The 15,608-nt window shown below is 67.8% G+C and carries 17 protein-coding genes and 1 pseudogene; 12 read left to right on the top strand and 6 right to left on the bottom strand.

Translation table 11 applies throughout. The annotated features are described in order from the left end of the window. Positions 1-47 precede the first annotated feature (47 nt). Entirely contained in the window at positions 48-293 is a 246-nt protein-coding gene (locus ACRXBZ_RS31505) for a hypothetical protein (RefSeq protein ID WP_433882134.1), read from the bottom strand. On the opposite strand from ACRXBZ_RS31505, the gene ACRXBZ_RS31500 reads away from it, so the two are divergent. Then, the gene (locus ACRXBZ_RS31500; protein WP_433882133.1) at positions 280-954 is read left to right on the top strand and encodes an ABC transporter ATP-binding protein; all 675 of its coding nucleotides are present in this window, start codon (positions 280-282) and stop codon (positions 952-954) included. The two genes, ACRXBZ_RS31505 and ACRXBZ_RS31500, sit on opposite strands and share 14 nt — an antisense overlap. Continuing rightward, positions 855-1,370 (top strand): annotated as a pseudogene (locus ACRXBZ_RS31495) (ATP-binding cassette domain-containing protein); the annotation flags it as partial. The gene ACRXBZ_RS31500 and the pseudogene ACRXBZ_RS31495, both read left to right, overlap by 100 nt. 417 nt (positions 1,371-1,787) lie before the next feature. Here the strand turns inward: ACRXBZ_RS31495 and ACRXBZ_RS31490 are convergent. Further along, a complete protein-coding gene (locus ACRXBZ_RS31490) occupies positions 1,788-3,287 on the bottom strand; it encodes an AAA-type ATPase lid domain-containing protein (RefSeq protein WP_433882132.1) in 1,500 nt (499 codons plus the stop codon). Between the two features lie 177 nt (positions 3,288-3,464). Here ACRXBZ_RS31490 and ACRXBZ_RS31485 point away from each other — a divergent pair, with 177 nt between their 5' ends. The 9 genes from ACRXBZ_RS31485 to ACRXBZ_RS31445 all read left to right on the top strand — a co-directional run bounded on the left by ACRXBZ_RS31485 (position 3,465) and on the right by ACRXBZ_RS31445 (position 10,334). Beyond that, positions 3,465-4,463 carry an amidohydrolase family protein gene (locus tag ACRXBZ_RS31485; RefSeq protein WP_433882131.1) on the top strand — a complete coding sequence of 333 codons (999 nt, stop codon included), beginning with the start codon at positions 3,465-3,467 and terminating at the stop codon, positions 4,461-4,463. 1 nt (position 4,464) lies between these two features. Further along, positions 4,465-5,184, top strand: a complete 720-nt coding sequence (locus ACRXBZ_RS31480) for an iron-sulfur cluster assembly protein (RefSeq protein WP_433882130.1) — start codon at positions 4,465-4,467, stop codon at positions 5,182-5,184. Then, complete coding sequence (locus tag ACRXBZ_RS31475) at positions 5,181-6,206, top strand: NAD(P)-dependent alcohol dehydrogenase (protein ID WP_433882129.1); 1,026 nt, start codon at positions 5,181-5,183, stop codon at positions 6,204-6,206. The genes ACRXBZ_RS31480 and ACRXBZ_RS31475 overlap by 4 nt, the downstream gene beginning before the upstream one ends. A 43-nt stretch (positions 6,207-6,249) precedes the next feature. Next, entirely contained in the window at positions 6,250-7,395 is a 1,146-nt protein-coding gene (locus tag ACRXBZ_RS31470) for a glycerol dehydrogenase (protein WP_433882128.1), read from the top strand. 12 nt (positions 7,396-7,407) lie between these two features. Beyond that, positions 7,408-8,145 (top strand): MIP/aquaporin family protein, encoded by a 738-nt coding sequence (locus tag ACRXBZ_RS31465; protein WP_433882127.1) that lies wholly within the window; start codon positions 7,408-7,410, stop codon positions 8,143-8,145. A 12-nt stretch (positions 8,146-8,157) separates the two neighbouring features. Then, the gene (locus ACRXBZ_RS31460; protein ID WP_433882126.1) at positions 8,158-8,328 is read left to right on the top strand and encodes a hypothetical protein; all 171 of its coding nucleotides are present in this window, start codon (positions 8,158-8,160) and stop codon (positions 8,326-8,328) included. 32 nt (positions 8,329-8,360) lie between these two features. After that, positions 8,361-9,155: an acetoin reductase gene (locus ACRXBZ_RS31455; protein WP_433882125.1), complete on the top strand. Its 795-nt coding sequence runs from the start codon at positions 8,361-8,363 to the stop codon at positions 9,153-9,155. A 245-nt stretch (positions 9,156-9,400) separates the two neighbouring features. Then, entirely contained in the window at positions 9,401-9,658 is a 258-nt protein-coding gene (locus tag ACRXBZ_RS31450) for a Rossmann-fold NAD(P)-binding domain-containing protein (RefSeq protein WP_433882124.1), read from the top strand. 136 nt (positions 9,659-9,794) lie between these two features. Then, on the top strand, positions 9,795-10,334 hold the full coding sequence (locus ACRXBZ_RS31445; protein ID WP_433882123.1) for a hypothetical protein: 540 nt from the start codon (positions 9,795-9,797) through the stop codon (positions 10,332-10,334). 22 nt (positions 10,335-10,356) lie between these two features. On the opposite strand, the gene ACRXBZ_RS31440 is transcribed toward ACRXBZ_RS31445, so the two are convergent. Beyond that, positions 10,357-10,542, bottom strand: coding sequence for a hypothetical protein (locus tag ACRXBZ_RS31440; RefSeq protein ID WP_433882122.1), 186 nt, complete (start codon positions 10,540-10,542; stop codon positions 10,357-10,359). Between the two features lie 331 nt (positions 10,543-10,873). Between ACRXBZ_RS31440 and ACRXBZ_RS31435 the strand changes: the two genes are divergently transcribed. Continuing rightward, positions 10,874-12,256, top strand: a complete 1,383-nt coding sequence (locus tag ACRXBZ_RS31435) for a hypothetical protein (protein WP_433882121.1) — start codon at positions 10,874-10,876, stop codon at positions 12,254-12,256. 486 nt (positions 12,257-12,742) lie between these two features. On the opposite strand, the gene ACRXBZ_RS31430 is transcribed toward ACRXBZ_RS31435, so the two are convergent. From ACRXBZ_RS31430 to ACRXBZ_RS31420, 3 genes are read right to left on the bottom strand one after another with little or no spacing between them, the layout of a single operon-like run. Then, a complete protein-coding gene (locus tag ACRXBZ_RS31430; RefSeq protein ID WP_433882120.1) occupies positions 12,743-13,519 on the bottom strand; it encodes an ABC transporter ATP-binding protein in 777 nt (258 codons plus the stop codon). Next, positions 13,516-14,535, bottom strand: a complete 1,020-nt coding sequence (locus ACRXBZ_RS31425; protein ID WP_433882119.1) for a FecCD family ABC transporter permease — start codon at positions 14,533-14,535, stop codon at positions 13,516-13,518. The genes ACRXBZ_RS31430 and ACRXBZ_RS31425 overlap by 4 nt, the downstream gene beginning before the upstream one ends. Next, on the bottom strand, positions 14,535-15,560 hold the full coding sequence (locus ACRXBZ_RS31420) for an ABC transporter substrate-binding protein (RefSeq protein ID WP_433882118.1): 1,026 nt from the start codon (positions 15,558-15,560) through the stop codon (positions 14,535-14,537). Before ACRXBZ_RS31420 ends, ACRXBZ_RS31425 begins: the two co-directional genes overlap by 1 nt. Positions 15,561-15,608: the final 48 nt, after the last annotated feature.

Below are 15,608 nucleotides of genomic sequence, written 5' to 3'. Positions count from 1 at the left end.
GGTCGGTGCTGCTGGCTTGTTCGGCCCTGGAGGCACTTCCGGCCTTTCTATGGGGTGGGCTCGTGCAACGAGCTGTCGATGAGGGGTTCGCAGCCGGTCGACTCGCGGTAGGACTTGCCTGGCTGGCCGCGTTCGCCGCTGCCGCGGTGGCCGGCGCGGTCGGGGTGCGGCTGGTCTGGCAACGGCTCGGCACGATCGTCGAGCCGCTTCGCGACACCCTGGTGCGCGCGGTGGTGCGAGACGTCCTGCACGAGACCGCGCCGCCGCGTGGCGGACCGGATGCCGCCAGGCATCGCGCGCATCACCCAACACGTGGAGATCGTCCGGGATGCGACGGCCGGATTGCTTGTGCAAGCCAGGGGACTCGTGGTGATGGTGATCGGTGCCCTCGCCGGAGTAGCGGCCGTGTCGGGACCCTTGATCTGGCTCATCGGCCCGCCGGTCGCGGCCGCATTGGCGGCGTTCGGCTGCCTGCTGCCCGCCCTCGCCCGCAGACAACGACGGCTGGCCGTGGCCGACGAGCGCACTGCCACGACCGCAGGCGCGGTGCTCGCCGGCACGCGAGACGTGGTCGCCTGCGGGGCCCAGGACATCGCCGAAGCGGCGGTCGCAGCGGAGATCAACGCCCAAGCCGACGCCACCGTGCGCATGTCCAACGCGGCCGCCCTGCGCACTGCCGTAGTCGCGGTGGGCGGTTTTCTGCCGATTGTCCTCGTACTCGCAGCGGCCCCCGGGTTGAACGCGGACGGGCGGCTCAGCGCCGGGGCAACAGTCGGAGTGTTGGTGTATTTGACCAGCACGCTGCAGCCCGCCCTGCACGGATTCGCCGCGCCACCAGCACTGTGGTGCTGCGGATGCTTGTCACGCTCAACCGGCTCGGGGAGGTTCAGCCGCCTGCGCGGCGAAGCGATGGGGCCGAACCGCGCGATAGCACGATCACGGTCCGCTGGTTGACGCATCGCTGGGGCGACCACGCCGAACCCGTGCTGCGTGACTTCGAACTCCAGCTGCGGCCGGGCGACCACCTAGCCGTGGTCGGGCCCAGCGGGATCGGCAAATCGAGCCTCGCCGGGCTGCTCACCGGCACTGTCACACCGTCCAGGGGCGAGGTCCTGCTCGGCGGGGTGCCGATCAACGCGGTCGATCCCGTGCACCGCGCCCGGATCATCGCGTTCACTCCCCAGGAGACCTACGTATTCGCCGGCAGCGTCCGGGAGAATCTCGCGTTGCTGGCACCCGGCGCCGACGACGACCACCTGCTGGCCGCGGCCAACGCCATCGGCGCGGCCGGACTCGTCGAGAAGCTCGGGGGACTGTCCGGCACGCTCTCGAATGCGGGCGCCGGACTGTCCTCAGGGGAACGCCAATTGCTGGCTCTCGCAAGGGTTTACGCGAGCCCGGCCCAGATCGTCATCCTGGACGAAGCCACCACACATCTCGACGGCGCTGCGGAGGCACGCGCCGAGCGGGCTTTCGCCGACCGCGGCGGAATCCTCGTGATCATCAACCATCGGCTCGCCTCCGCGGCGCGCGGGCCAGGTGCTGGTCATGGACGGCAGACAGGCCCTGCTCGGGAACCACGACGATCTGCTCGTCCGGTCGCCGCACTACGGCGAGCTCATGCGGGCATGGGCCGAACTTCCAGTAGCACCGTTGCAAGAAGCAGCTTTGACGGTGACAGTCTCAACGTGGAACCCACGTCGCATCGCGGATATCGCAAGCAGCCGCGCTTCGATCTCCCAGGGCGTTGCAAGGAGTTGCAGCCCCGGTTCGCGCCAGGCCGCGCCTCAACGGTTCGCGGCCTGCTCGGGGATCCGGATGCGGTACTGCGCCATCTTGCGGTAGATCGTCGCCCGGCCGACGCCGAGTTCGGTCGCCGCCTGCGCCACGGTCGTCCCCGGCTCGGTCAGGCATCGGATGATCTCGTCGCGTTCGACCGTCTGGAGCCGGGTGAGCGGACGGCCCGGGCTGGTGAAGACCTCGGCCGGGAGGTGGTGCAGGTCGATCGTCGTGGCGCTCGCCCCCGCGTCGCGCATCGCCTTCCGCAGCTGGCGGACGTTTCCCGGCCAGTCGTAGGAGTTCAGCGCGCGCTCCGCGGCCGAGGTGAAGGTCGCGGCGCGGCCCCGGTCCTGGCGGACGAAGTGGCGGGCCAGGGGCAGGATGTCGTCCGGGCGGGAGCGCAGGGCGGGTGCCGCCACCACGGTGTCGACCAGCGGGCGCAGCTCCTCCGGCATCGCGAGGTCCGTCCGGGCGGTGATGACGAACGGCTGCAGCCCGCCGGCCCGGTGGCGCACCGCGCCGAACAGCCGGGCCAGTTCTGTCGTGGCCCAGGCCGGGAGAGCGTCCACGCTGGAGACGATGATGCAGGTGTTGTCCTTGCCCAGTTCGGGAGTCCACAGCGTCAGCCACGCGTCGATGTCCTCCGGTGCCGGCGGCCGGGCGCGGAGCACGCGTTCCCGCGCCAGCTCCCGGCGGGCCAGGGACACCAGAGCCGTCTTGCCCGCGCCCGGTTCGCCCACGACCGCTACGCGCAGTCCCTGCTGGAACGCCGTGCGTGCCTGCGCGACGGCATTGGTCCACGCGGGCGACAGCGCGGAGCAGGCGGGGCTCGCCTGCTGGAAGCGGTCGGCGTAGACCCGGAACACCTCGCCGCGCGGCATCGGCCGGATCTTGCGCCCCGCGCCGCGTGCCAACATCAGCGCGGTGGTGTTACCGGCCGCGGCCTGGGCGAGCGCCAGCAGGAGTTCGGACGACGAGTCCGACCAGGTGGTGAGGTTGATGCTTCCGACGATCCCACCGTTGATCGGGTCCAGGACGGGCGCGGCGGCGCAGGTGTAGCCGCGCAGGCCGGTGCAGTAGTGCTCGTTCGCCCGCACCAGCGAGGGAGTGCGATCGGCCAGGGCGAGACCCAGCCCGTTCGTGCCGGCGTTTCGTTCGGCGAAGTAGAACCCCGGGGCGAGGTACACACGGTCGAGTGAACGGTTGATCGAAGTGTCCTCGCACATCCTGCTCAGCACGAGGCCGTCGCTGTCGGTGACCATCATGCTCACCGGCTCGTTGGCCAGCGTCGTCTGCAGGCCGCGAAGCACTTCCTGGCCGCATTCGTACAGCAACGAGTCGGTGTCCACCGATCCCGTGAACGCCGGGCGCATCTCGTCCACCGACAACCCGTAGCGCTCGCTGCGCCGCCAGGACGCGCGCAGCCGCGGGGAGATTCCGGCCGCCCGGCCGGGCCGGGAGAGACACTCTGCCAGGTCCGTGTGGGGTGCGCGCTGGGGCTCGTCCATTTCCGACCTCCACGTGACGCATCGTTGCGCCGACCTCGGCAACAGTAACGCCGGATACGCCGATCCTCCTAAGTCCGGTGTCTCAAACTGAGACACCGGAGGGCTCCCCGGCGCCTGCCGACGTGCCTAGCGTTCCCACCCGACGTACCACAGCCGCCACGTACGGGGAGGGTGCACATGTATCGCAAGGACGGCGAGAACTACTTCATCGTCGACGCCCACATCGCGCTTTGGGACGCACGTCCCGAAAACCAGCTCAACATCCACGGCAAGCAGTTCATCGACTGCTTCTACGACTACCACCGCAACCTCAGTCCGGAGGCGGAGCTGTGGTCGTACGAGGAATACCTCTACTACGGCGGTGCGCGCCTGATGAAAGATCTGTTCACCGACGGGTACGTCGACCACGCCATCTTCCAGCCCGCCCACCTCGGGGCCTTCTACCGCAACGGCTTCGGCCAGACCGAGGAAGCCTTCGCGCTCGCCCAGCAGCATCCGGACAAGCTGACCTACAACCACTGCTGGGATCCCCGGTTCGAACAAGCGGGTCTGGACCAGCTCCGGCGCGACGCGGAGCGGTTCCAGCTCAAGGGCGTGAAGCTCTACACGGCCGAGTGGCAGGGGGATTCGCGCGGCTACAAATTGGATGAGTCCTGGAGCTACCGCTACCTGGAAGCCTGCCAGGAACTCGGGATCACCAACATCCACATCCACAAGGGACCGACGATCCGGCCGTTGGACCGCGATGCCTTCGACGTCGCCGACGTCGACAAGGCGGCCACGGACTTCCCGGAGTTGAACTTCGTCGTCGAGCACTGCGGGCTGCCCCGCCTGGAGGACTTCTGCTGGATCGCGACCCAGGAGCCGAACGTGCACGCCGGCCTGGCCGTGGCGATGCCGTTCATCCACACCCGGCCGCGGTACTTCGCGCAGATCATCGGCGAACTCCTCTACTGGCTCGACGAGGACCGGATCCAGTTCTCCAGCGACTACGCCCTGTGGACGCCGCGCTGGCTGGTCGAGCGGTTCGTGGACTTCCAGATCCCCGAGGACATGACCGAGTACGCGCCGATCACTGTGGCGCAGAAGAAGAAGATCCTCGGGCACAACGCCGCGGCGATGTACGGCATCGAGGTTCCGGAAGGGCTCGGCCTCGCCGAGAAGGCGGTGGCCTGAGATGGGCCCGGAACTGCTGGAGCGGGCGGCGCGGGCGGCGCTGGACACGGTTCTCGATCCCGAGCTGGACGAACCGATCACCGATCTCGGTTTCGTGCGGTCGCTGGAGGCGACGGACGGCGGGGTGGTCACCGCGCACCTGCGGCTGCCGACGTCGTTCTGCGCACCGAACTTCGCCTACCTGATGGCATCCGACGCCAAGGACGTGCTCCGGGGGCTGCCGGATGTCACCGACGTCGTGGTGGTGCTCGACGACCACCACGACTCGGAGCTGATCAACCACGGTCTCGCCGCGGACGCGGGCTACCGCGGCACGTTCCCGCACGAGGCCGAGGAAGACCTTGAACAGCTGCGCCTGACGTTCCGCCGCAAGGCGCACGCCGCGGCGATGGAACGCTCGCTGGGCCTTCTGCTCAAGGAGAATCCCGAGCTCACCGAGGAAGACCTGCACGAGGTCGCGATCGCTGATCTGCCCGACGCACCCACGACGAGTTCCCTGCTGCTGCGGCGGCGCGCCCTCGGCCTCACCATCGCCCCGTCGGCTCCCGTGCTCGTCAACGACCACGGGCACCCGTGCTCGCGCGAGGAAGTGCCGCTGCGCCTGCGCTTCGCCCGCGCGATCCGGATCTCGATGGAGGGCAACGCGCACTTCTGCCGCGGCCTGCTGCGCACCCGCTACCCGGAATCGGCCGCCGACCAGCTGAAGGAGAACGCATCATGAAGGCAGTCCAGGTCGTCGGCTACGATCAGCCGCTCCGCCTGACCGAAGTTCCCACCCCGGAGGTCACCGGCCCCCACGACGTGGTCGTCAAGATCGGTGGCGCCGGTGTGTGCCGGACCGACATCCACATCCTCGAAGGCCAGTGGGCCGAGAAGACCGGCGTGGAGCTCCCCTACACGATCGGGCACGAGAACGCGGGCTGGGTGCACGCGGTCGGCAGCGCCGTCACCAACGTCGCCGAGGGCGACAAGGTCATCGTGCACCCGCTGATCACCTGCGGTCTCTGCCGCCCGTGCCGGTTCGGCGACGACGTGCACTGCGAGCAGTCGCTGTTCCCCGGCATCGACACCGCCGGCGGATACGCCGAGTACCTCAGGACCTCGGCGCGCAGCGTCGTCCGCATCGACGACTCCCTCGAACCCGCCGACGTCGCGGCGCTGGCCGACGCGGGCCTGACCGCCTACCACGCCGCGGCCAAAGCCGCCCGCACCCTGCGGCCCGGCGACCGGTGCGTGGTGATCGGCGCCGGCGGGCTCGGGCACATCGGGATCCAGGTGCTGAAAGCCCTAACCCCGGCCGAACTCGTCGTCGTCGACCGCAACCCGGACGCGGTGCAGCTCGCCGTGTCCATCGGTGCCGACCACGGCGTCGTCGCCGACGGCGACCACGTCCAGGACGTGCTCGACCTGACCGGCGGGCACGGTGCGGAAGCCGTCATCGACTTCGTCGGCGAAGGCGGCGCCACCCGCGACGGCGTCCGCATGCTCCGCCGCGCCGGCGACTACCACGTGGTCGGCTACGGCGAGAACATCGACGTCCCCACCATCGACATCATCTCCACCGAGATCAACTTCATCGGCAACCTCGTCGGCTCCTACAACGACCTGTGCGAGCTGATGGTCCTCGCCGCACAAGGCCGTGTCCGGCTGCACACCAGCAAATACCCGCTCGACCGCTTCCAGGACGCCCTGGACGATCTCGACGCCGGACGCATCCGCGGCCGCGCCATCCTCACCCCCTGACCCGGCAGAAACGACAGGAAAACCACACGCATAAGGAACCGCAATGGAACGCACGATGCGAACAATGATCAGCCCAGGCCGTTATGTGCAGGGCAAAGGCGCACTCCATCAAGTCGGGGAATACCTCAAGCAGCTTGGCTCGTCACCACTTTTCGTGGCCGATGACCTGGTTTGGGGATTCGTCGGACACGACATCGAATCATCGCTTCGGAAAGCGAACCTGCCGCTGGTGCGCGAGAAGTTCAACGGCATTCCCAGCGCTCGTGAGACGGACCGCCTCGTCGATTTAATCAAGCGGGCCGGCGCTGACATCGTCGTGGCGGTGGGCGGCGGGAGCACCATTGACGCGGTCAAGGCCGCGGGCTTCCTGGCCGGTATTCGCTGGGCCAACTGTCCGACGGTCGCGTCGACGGATGCACCCTGCAGCGCGCTGTCCGTCATTTACACCGAGAACGGTGAATTCGAGGAATACCGGTTCTTCCCCCGCAACCCGGACCTCGTGTTGATCGACTCGCAAGTGGTCGCGAACGCACCCGCGTCCTTCCTCGTCGCCGGGGTGGGCGATGCATTGGCCACCTGGCTCGAAGCCCGGGCGACCGCGCAATCCAACTCGAAGACGATGGCCGGCGGTCTGCCCACCGTCACCGGCACCGCATTGGCGAAATTGAGCTGGGATGTTCTCTGGGAGAACGCGCTTCCCGCGATCGACGCTGTCATGGACAACCAAGTGACGCCGGCGGTCGAAAAGGTAATCGAGGCCAACACGCTGCTTTCCGGGCTCGGCTTCGAGTCGGGAGGTCTTGCCGCGGCCCACGCGATCCACAATGGCCTCACGGCGGTCGGTGCGACGCACGGACTCGCCCATGGCCAGAAAGTGAACATCGGGTCGTTGACGCAGCTGGTTCTTGAGGGCGCTCAGACCAGTGACATCCGTGAATTCATCGAGTTCACAACGCAAGTCGGGCTTCCGACGACACTCATCGAGGTCGGCCTCAGCTCCGATGACACGGAGTCGCTACGCACCGTCGCAGACGCGTCGACGGCGGACGGCGAGACCATCCACTCGATGCCCTTCGACGTCACCAGCGACGATGTCGCCAGTGCGCTGGCGTCCCTCGACCGGTTCTCCGTGCGGGTCCGTGAAGCAGCGAAGCTGCCAAGCCCAGTGCCCTACGCGGCACGCCACTGAGGTGACATCGAGATGAGTGCCGGTCAGATCTTCGTTTGGGAGTTGCTGGGCACAGGGATGCTGACCCTTCTAGGGTGCGGGGTCGTAGCGAACGTGACTCTGCGCCACTCCCTCGGCCACAACGGTGGCTGGTTATTGATCAACTTCGGCTGGGGTGCCGCGGTTTTCATCGCGGCCAGCGTCGCGGCCCCCTCCGGCGCGCACATCAACCCGGCCGTCACCATCGGCCTGGCGATAAACGGCCAGGTCCCGTGGAGCCAGGTGCCGGCTTACCTCGCCGGTCAGATGATCGGTGCCACGCTGGGCGCCTTCGCGTGCTGGGCCACGTACAAGGCGCAGTTCGACACGCACGACAACCCCGAGAACACCCGCGGCATCTTCTGCACCGCACCGACCGTACGCAACACGCCGTGGAACCTTGTCACTGAGATCATTGGCACTTTCGTGCTCGTACTGTGGATCATCCTCAGCCCGTCGGCGCACGCCGGGACCGAGGGGATACCGCAGTTCGGCAACTCCGCTCTCGGCTACGCGGCCGTGATGTTCGTTGTCATCGGTATCGGCAACTCCCTCGGTGGTCCAACCGGATACGCGATCAACCCGGCCCGCGACTTCGGCCCACGCATCGCCTACGCTCTGTTGCCCATAAAGGGCTCGGCGGATTGGAGCTACTCTTGGATTCCGGTAGCCGGTCCCATCTTCGGGGCCGTCCTCGCGGGTGGTTTCGCCCGGATGCTGCCGCTCACCTGACCCGTTCGCTGAGTGATCTCGGATGCGAGCCGGAACTGCGGTCGCGCGATCCTCCTCCCCTCGGCCGAGTCCACTGGTCACCACCAGAGGCCCGAAAAGGCGGGCCCGCCGGTCGTCAAGACGACGTTGCCGCAGCACGACTGGTCCTGGCTCGGCGAGATGGCCGTGCCCAAGGAGTCCTGAATCCCGCAATCCACAACCGGTAGGAGAAAACAATGTCCGCACAAGGTGAATCGCCGCGCGTCGCACTGGTCACGGGTGCCGCGCGAGGCATCGGCAAGGGCATCGCGTTGCGGCTGGCCGCTGACGGCCTGGACGTAGCGGTCAACGACATCGAAGCCAACACCGATCAACTCAAAGGCGTCGCCGACGAGATCGCGGCGATGGGCCGGCGGGCGACGACGGTCGTGGCCGACGTGTCCGACCCGGACGCGGTGCGGTCCATGGTGGAGACGGTGGCGGCTGAGCTCGGGCAGCTCAACGTCATGGTCGCCAACGCCGGGATCGCGAACGTGAAGCCGCTGCTGGAAAGCACGCCCGAGGAGTTCGACCACCTGATGTCGATCAACCTCCGCGGCGTGTACCTCTGCTACACGGCGGCGGCCAAGCAGATGATCAAGCAAGGTGGTGGCGGAAAGATCATCGGAGCTGCCTCGATCGTGGCGTACCGGCCGTTCCCGCTGCTCGGCCCGTACTCGGCCTCCAAGTGGGCGGTTCGCGGGCTGACCCAGGCCGCCGCGATGGAATGGGCGCAGCACGGCATCACCGTGAACGCCTACTGCCCTGGCATCGTCGGCACCGCGATGTGGGACTACATCGACGAGAAGCTCGCCGAGAACGAGGGCTTGCGCAAGGGCGCGGCCATCGAGAAGTACTCGGAGCTGATCCACCTCGGTCGGGTGTCGGTACCGGAGGACGTGGCGGGCTTCGTGTCCTACCTGGCTTCGCCGGATTCCGACTACATGACCGGGCAGTCGGTGATGATCGACGGCGGCATCCAGTTCTCCTGAGCAACGTCGGCTGCGGGCTTGTCGGCGAGAAGGCCACCGACAAGCCCGCAGCCTCGCCCCGGTCGGCTTGGCCACCGCATCGGACGGAGCTACCGCTGGCAGCGCGGTCAAGGGGCAGGGCATCGCCGGGGAGAATCCGGGCGCAACCCCGCATCGCGCACATACGTGTTCCGCGCGAAGCACCTGCGCGTTTCACGCATTAATAATGTCACTGTGATGCGCGAAATACGCAGCGGAGGCGGCCCATGACTGCAAGATCCATGCGGAAGCGAATCGTGGTAACCGGGGCAAGCTCGGGCATCGGCATGCCATCGCCGCGGGCCGCTGGCTTGGCACTGCTCGGGGAACAGATGGCGACCACCCCCGTAGCCCTCGCGCTGGAGTCGCTGGGCGCGGTGGCCACCGCAGTCGGCATCGTCGTCGTAGCCCGACGTACTGCATGGCTGATCGAAGCCGAGCAACAAGAAACCACCGACGGATCACGACGGGTCGGCTGGGGCTAACCCTGGGCTAACCCGCTACCTCACGCGGCGAAGCAGCTGGCAGTGGACGTCGCTACGTACTCGTGCGGGAGTGTTTCGGCCGTACTCAGCAGGGAAAGCCAAGAGCACATCTCTCCCACTCTCGAGGAGACGGGTTGTGACAACTGTTTCGAACCGGGTTCAGGTGACGCACCGACTCGGCACGGCGATGCTGGGTACGGTACTGGTGGCCCTTGCCGTTGTGGAGCTGCCGTGGACGTCCCACCAGCTGATCCCATGGTTGGCGATGAGCGTCGCCGTCGCTGCGGCCATGGGTGTCACCGGCCTGCTGCTGATTTGTTCGGCCCCGTGGGGCAGCAGGACCGCCTCATCGGTCGGCACCGCGCTCGGCGCCCTCTACCTCCTCGCCGGTCTGGTTCACCTGGCTTTGCTGGACACATCGTGGAATGTCTTCGACTTCGCGCTCTCGACCGCCTTGTTCTGCATCATCGCCGGAATGCTGCTGCTCCTACTCGGCCTCTACGGTCGTGTGTCGGGTGGGCTTCCTCCGGACAACCCGTACCGCCGAGAGAACCCGATTCGCACCAACCGTCCCGACCCGGACGAACAGCTCCAAGCCGAGCGCGCCGACGAACGCAAGCAGCGCCTGATCGAGGCGGAATTCTCCGTGGCGTTGCATTCTGCGGTGTTGTCGTAGACGAGGATCGTGTATATCTCTGTCACCACCAGACGCGGAAGGGCTTGTAGGGCTGATCTTCCAGGCAGTGTCGGGTGAGGGCGAGTGCGTCGAGGTAGATGAGTTCGTCGTAGGTGACGTTCCGGCCGAGTTCGCGGTGTTTCACGGTGGTGGCGAGGTCGTCTCGGATGGTGGTGATGAGGAGTTTGCGACCGGCGTCGCTGAGCATGGCGTGTTCGGTGTCGGTGTCAAAGTGGTGGGTTTGAGTTGGTTACGCCCGGCCAGGCGCAGGAGGATGCGTTCGGCGAAGAGGGTTTGAACAGTTCGGCGAGGTTGACGGCGAGTGAGTGACGGTGGCGTTCGAGGGTGCTGTGCAGGACGCGACGCCGGTATGCAGTGGTGTCAGGCGCAGTGCGGTGAGGACTCGGGCGTAGACGAGTCCGTTGGTTGCTGATGATGGCGTTGCCAGCGTTGGCCGACGGCTCACTGAACGGCGATCGGAGCTGTCTGGCTCTGCCGTCGTTGGGTGCTCACCCGTTCCTATTCGGTACGTTGGCTGCATGTCCGAGCAGGAGGCCTGGCACACGCGGATCGTCCCGCAAAGCCCGCACGCCCAGCTGCAAGCCACGCAGACGCTCATCAGCATGGAACGGTGGCGCAACGTCGCACCCGAGCGCCTGGTCCCCGAGCTTGAAGTCTTCTTCTCAGCGGGCTGGTGTGTCGATGCGCTGGTCCAGGCACTGCACGATCGCCCCGACGGGTCACCACAGAAGCAGATCAGCACCGCCAAGCGCACCGACCTGGTGCGGTACCTGCTCAACCAGTGGCGCGACAGCCAGGGCATACCGGTGGCGCCGCCGGTGGAGGCCGGCGAAGGCACCAGCGCGGTAGCGACGACCTCGAGCGAACAGCAGCGGGACGAAACCCGGTCCCGGGTACACCACCAGTGGCCGCGAACGGTCCCGCCGGAGACCTGGGACCAGGTGGCCGCAGCGGTCAAACGGCTCCGCGCGGCGATGCGGTGGCTCGACGAGCAGATCAGCGACACCGAACTGCGGGAGCTGACCGCACCGTTCTTCCGGGCCGGCTGGAGCGTGAACTGTCTGCTGCACGCGCTGAAAGTCTCGGGCAGAACGCACCGGGCGGCCCCATTCGAGCTGGATCCCCGGAAAGCTCTCGGCGAGGCACTGCAGGCCCGGCTGGCGACCTGGACCTACACCAGCAACCACCTGCCGAAACGCCCACCCATCCCGGTTCTGTCCTATGAGGAATGGGACGCACGGCAAGCCGCGCTCGGTGCCTACGACGTGCGGGAAAAACGCAAGTCGGCATCACAGGTGCAGCTGGAAGCCCTGCAGCAGGCCCGTGCCGCCGACGCGCGACGGCGCGCTCATCGAGCGCTGGAACGGTTGAACGAGATCCGGGCCGAGTCCAAAGCCGAGCAGTCCTTGGACGCGCTGTACGAGATCGGGCCGGCGGCACCACGGCTCCGCGGCGAGGACGGCCCCGTGCGCGCCGCCCAAAAGGCCACTCTGCACGAGCGGTTGATCGAGGGTGTCGAGTTCCTGACCGCCACCGACGCCGGGTTGATCCAGTGGCTGCGGTCGCTGGTGGAGATGGAGCCCGAGGACATCGGGCCCGAAGCGGCGCAGGTGACCCGGGCCCGGCTGCGGGACTCGCGGACGATGGCAGCGCTGGCCGCCCTGAAGCACTACGGCGGCGTCGGCGGACACGAGTTCAGCGGCACCACATTGGCCATGGCGCAGTACGTGGCCAGCGGCGCCGACCTCGAAGCCAGCCAAGAAGTCTCAGACCTGTGGCGGGTGCTGCGCAAAGCCATCCGGGCCCACGACCAGCGCAGGCGAACCAGCAAGCCAACAGCAGCAGGTGCTCAACAGCACGTTCGCGGCGGCCCCATCCGCAAGGCCTTCACCCGCCCGTAGCACCTGGGGTGAGCCCAACGCCTCAGCTGGCCGGGTCCGGTTCGGTATGAGTGACTCCGCCCGCTGCTGGTGCGCCACCGATTCCAGGCGGCGGCGCTCCAACGCCGACACCGACCTGGCATCGGCGGCAGGTTCGTCGGGCATGCGGTGCTCCCGGTCGGCAGCACCGGCTGGCCGGGAACCTCGATTGCCGAGTCAGCGGGAATACGGGGCGCGGTACAGGATCGGACGCAGAACTGGCGGCGATGGAAGCTTACCGCTTTCCACCACGGTGCCCCACGCGAGAAGCCACATGGCTGATGAATCACGGCGCCTGAAATGGCGACAGAAATGGCTTCCCTGGCAGGCCACCGGTCGTAGCGACCCGGTCCAGCACACATTGCGGTCATCATCGCGGCCCTGCAGGACGTGCGGCCTGCGTGCACCGCAAAGTTCGGCGATAGCTGTCGCTCTCGTCCGTGGCGACGGCTTCCGGGGCCAGCGGGATCACGCGTGTGTGGCCGTGCCGGTGAATCGGATGTGCGGTGGGCCTTCCGGATTCGGCTTGGTGATGGCGCATTCCACGCCGTAGACCGTTCGGACCAGGTCCTCGGTGAGGACTTCGGCGGGGCTGCCCGCCGCTACGACCGCACCGCGCTGGAGGACGACCAGCCCGTCGCAGAAGGTTGCGGCCAGGTTCAGGTCGTGCAGCGCCACTACCGCTGTCACCGGCAGTCGGCGGACCAATTCCAGGAGCGCGAACTGGTGGGCGATGTCGAGATGGTTGGTCGGCTCGTCCAACAGCAGTTCCGTTGGCTGCTGCGCGAGCGCGCGGGCGATCTGGACGCGTTGGCGTTCGCCGCCGGAAAGGGTGTGCCAACGCCGGTCGGCCAGCGCTTCGAGGTCAGCGTGCATGAGTGCCCGACGCACTGCCTCCGCGTCGGTGTCTTGTGCGGTGCCCCACGAACTGCGGTGCGGCGTGCGACCGAGGGAAACCACTTCGGTGACGGTGATGTCGAGCTCGGTGGTGGATTCCTGCTCGACCAGGGCGATCCGGCGGGCGAGGGCGCGGCGGCCGATGCCCGTGATGTCCACGTCGTCGACGAGGACCCTCCCCGAGGACGGTTGGCGCAGACCGGCGAGCAACCGCAGCAGCGAGGACTTCCCAGATCCGTTGGGGCCCAGCAATCCAAGGGTCGAGCCGGGTTCGACCTCAATGCGTATCCCGTTCACGATTGCCGCGCCACCGCGTGACCACGACACGTCCAGGGCGCGCAGGCTCATGGCATGCCTCTCCTCCGGATCAACAGGAACGCGAAGGCGGGCACTCCGACCAGCGCCGTGACGACACCGACGGGCACTTCCTGCGGCGCGGCCACGGTTCCGGCCAGTGCATCGACCCAGACCAGCAGGACCGCGCCGAGCATTGCGGTGGTCGGCAGCAGGGCGCGGTGTCGGGTACCCACCAGGAACCGGGCGGCTTGCGGGAGCACGAGCCCGACGAAACCGATAGCACCCGAGGTGGCCACCAGCGTCGCGGTCAGCAGCGCGGTTCCCACCAGCAGCAGCCCGCGAACTCGCGCCACCGAGATGCCCAGGGAAGCGGCGGAATCGCGACCGAAGGCGAACGCGTCGAGCGAGCCGGCCTGCGACTGGCAGAGCAACAGCCCCACCGCGCAAACGATGCCGGCCAGCGCGACGTCGTCCCACCGCGCTCCGGCGAGCGAACCGAGGAGCCAGAACAGCACACCCTGGGTCTGCTGGGCGTCGGCGGAGGTCATCACGATGTAGGAGGTCAGCGCCGAGAACAGCTGGCTGCCGGCGACACCGGCGAGGATCACCCGGCTGGTCCCGCCGCCTGCCAACGCCGACAGCCCCATCACGAGCGCGAACGCGACCATGGCACCGCCGAACGCCCCGGCAGCCAGCCCGATCGTCCCGGCACCGACCCCGAGCACCGCGATCGCCACCGCGCCGGTGGACGCCCCCGCCGAAATCCCCAGCAGGAAGGGATCCGCCAGCGGATTCCGCAACATCGACTGCAGGACCGCCCCGCACACGCCCAGCCCCGCGCCACAGATCGCGGCCAGCAGCGCCCGCGGCAGGCGCAACTCCCACACGATTCCCTGCGTGATCCGGGAAACGCCGGTGGTGCCCAGTCCCAGCTTGGCGCGGACCACTTCGGCGACCTCTGCGACCGAGATGTCGGCCGGCCCGATGGTGATCACGAAGGCGATCGACACCACGAGCACCGGCAGGGCGCCGCCGACCAGCCAGGCGGCGCGGACCTGACGCACCACTACCGCTCCACGGCGACGAGCTTGTCGGCGAGCGCCTCGATCCCGTCCACGGTTCGCATGCTGGTGTTCAACGCGGTGCCGGACATGGGGATCCAGTTCTCGCCGCGCACGGCGTCCAATTGGGACACTGCGGGATCGGTGCGCAGAAAGTCGATCTTGTACTGGAGGCTGTCGCCTTCCTGATCCCGGGTGAGGTCGCCCAGCACGAGCAGCGTCGGGTCGCGGCTGAGTACGTCCTCCCAACCGACCTGCGGCCACATCGACGCGACGTCGTCGTAGGCATTGCGCACTCCCAGCGCGCGCGTCATGATCCCCGGGGATCCGGTTCTACCTGCCACGTAAGGCGCTTCGGTTCGCGCGAACCAGAACAGCACCGACTGCTTTTGCCGGGAGGGCAGATCCGCGACACGCGCCTGCGCAGCAGCGACCCGTGCGCACATGTCGGCGACCAGCGCCGCACCGCGGTCCTGCACCCCGAAGATCGTGGCGATCTCCTGGACCTCGCGGTAGATGTCCGCCAGTTCGGTCGGCTCGCCCAGCGGCGCTTCCTCCGGGAGGCAGTTGCTGGGCGAGAGGTAGGTTGGTACGCCCAGCTCTTCGAAGCGTTCGCGGGAGGCGACCATCGAGTCGGTGAAGACCGCTTGGTAGGCGCCGAGGACGATGTCCGGCTCAGTCGCGAGTACGCTCTCGAACGAGGGGGCGTTCTCCGCCAGCCGGGGCACCTGCTCGTTCGCGGCGGCGAGGCGCGGTGCGACTGGGTCGGTCCAGGTCGCGGTGCCGACCATCCGGTCCTGCAACCCCAGGGAGAGCATGATCTCGGTCGTGCTCTGGTTGAGGCTGACAGCGCGTTGCGGCGGCGCTTCGACGACGACGTCCTGACCGCAGTTGCGCATCGAGACGGGTTCGCCACCAGCGTGCTCGTCGGCCGGGGGCGCCGAACAGCCGCAGAGGGCAATGGCCAGCACGCCTGCGAACAGGGTCTGGTGCCCTGGCCGAGACGCGCGAAACCGCGCGGGGAATAGCATCGTCCGCATCCTTAGCTCGGGCTCGTACGCGGAGCCGCCAATTCGCCG

The organism is Saccharopolyspora hattusasensis (assembly GCF_050972075.1).
In the GTDB taxonomy this organism is placed as follows: domain Bacteria; phylum Actinomycetota; class Actinomycetes; order Mycobacteriales; family Pseudonocardiaceae; genus Saccharopolyspora; species Saccharopolyspora hattusasensis.
The sequence above is the reverse complement of the archived record's forward strand: the minus strand, read 5'-3'. Positions and strand labels throughout refer to the sequence as shown.

Excerpts from the sequence above, each read along its gene's own strand:
- ACRXBZ_RS31475 (WP_433882129.1), top strand. The coding sequence starts at position 5,181 with ATGAAGGCAGTCCAGGTCGTCGGCTACGATCAGCCGCTCCGCCTGACC.
- ACRXBZ_RS31440 (WP_433882122.1), bottom strand. The coding sequence starts at position 10,542 with ATGCTCAGCGACGCCGGTCGCAAACTCCTCATCACCACCATCCGAGAC.
- ACRXBZ_RS31470 (WP_433882128.1), top strand. The coding sequence starts at position 6,250 with ATGGAACGCACGATGCGAACAATGATCAGCCCAGGCCGTTATGTGCAG.
- ACRXBZ_RS31500 (WP_433882133.1), top strand. The coding sequence starts at position 280 with ATGCCGCCAGGCATCGCGCGCATCACCCAACACGTGGAGATCGTCCGG.
- ACRXBZ_RS31435 (WP_433882121.1), top strand. The coding sequence starts at position 10,874 with ATGTCCGAGCAGGAGGCCTGGCACACGCGGATCGTCCCGCAAAGCCCG.
- ACRXBZ_RS31420 (WP_433882118.1), bottom strand. The coding sequence starts at position 15,560 with ATGCTATTCCCCGCGCGGTTTCGCGCGTCTCGGCCAGGGCACCAGACC.
- ACRXBZ_RS31430 (WP_433882120.1), bottom strand. The coding sequence starts at position 13,519 with ATGAGCCTGCGCGCCCTGGACGTGTCGTGGTCACGCGGTGGCGCGGCA.
- ACRXBZ_RS31450 (WP_433882124.1), top strand. The coding sequence starts at position 9,401 with ATGACTGCAAGATCCATGCGGAAGCGAATCGTGGTAACCGGGGCAAGC.
- ACRXBZ_RS31490 (WP_433882132.1), bottom strand. The coding sequence starts at position 3,287 with ATGGACGAGCCCCAGCGCGCACCCCACACGGACCTGGCAGAGTGTCTC.
- ACRXBZ_RS31485 (WP_433882131.1), top strand. The coding sequence starts at position 3,465 with ATGTATCGCAAGGACGGCGAGAACTACTTCATCGTCGACGCCCACATC.
- ACRXBZ_RS31455 (WP_433882125.1), top strand. The coding sequence starts at position 8,361 with ATGTCCGCACAAGGTGAATCGCCGCGCGTCGCACTGGTCACGGGTGCC.
- ACRXBZ_RS31480 (WP_433882130.1), top strand. The coding sequence starts at position 4,465 with ATGGGCCCGGAACTGCTGGAGCGGGCGGCGCGGGCGGCGCTGGACACG.
- ACRXBZ_RS31505 (WP_433882134.1), bottom strand. The coding sequence starts at position 293 with ATGCCTGGCGGCATCCGGTCCGCCACGCGGCGGCGCGGTCTCGTGCAG.
- ACRXBZ_RS31465 (WP_433882127.1), top strand. The coding sequence starts at position 7,408 with ATGAGTGCCGGTCAGATCTTCGTTTGGGAGTTGCTGGGCACAGGGATG.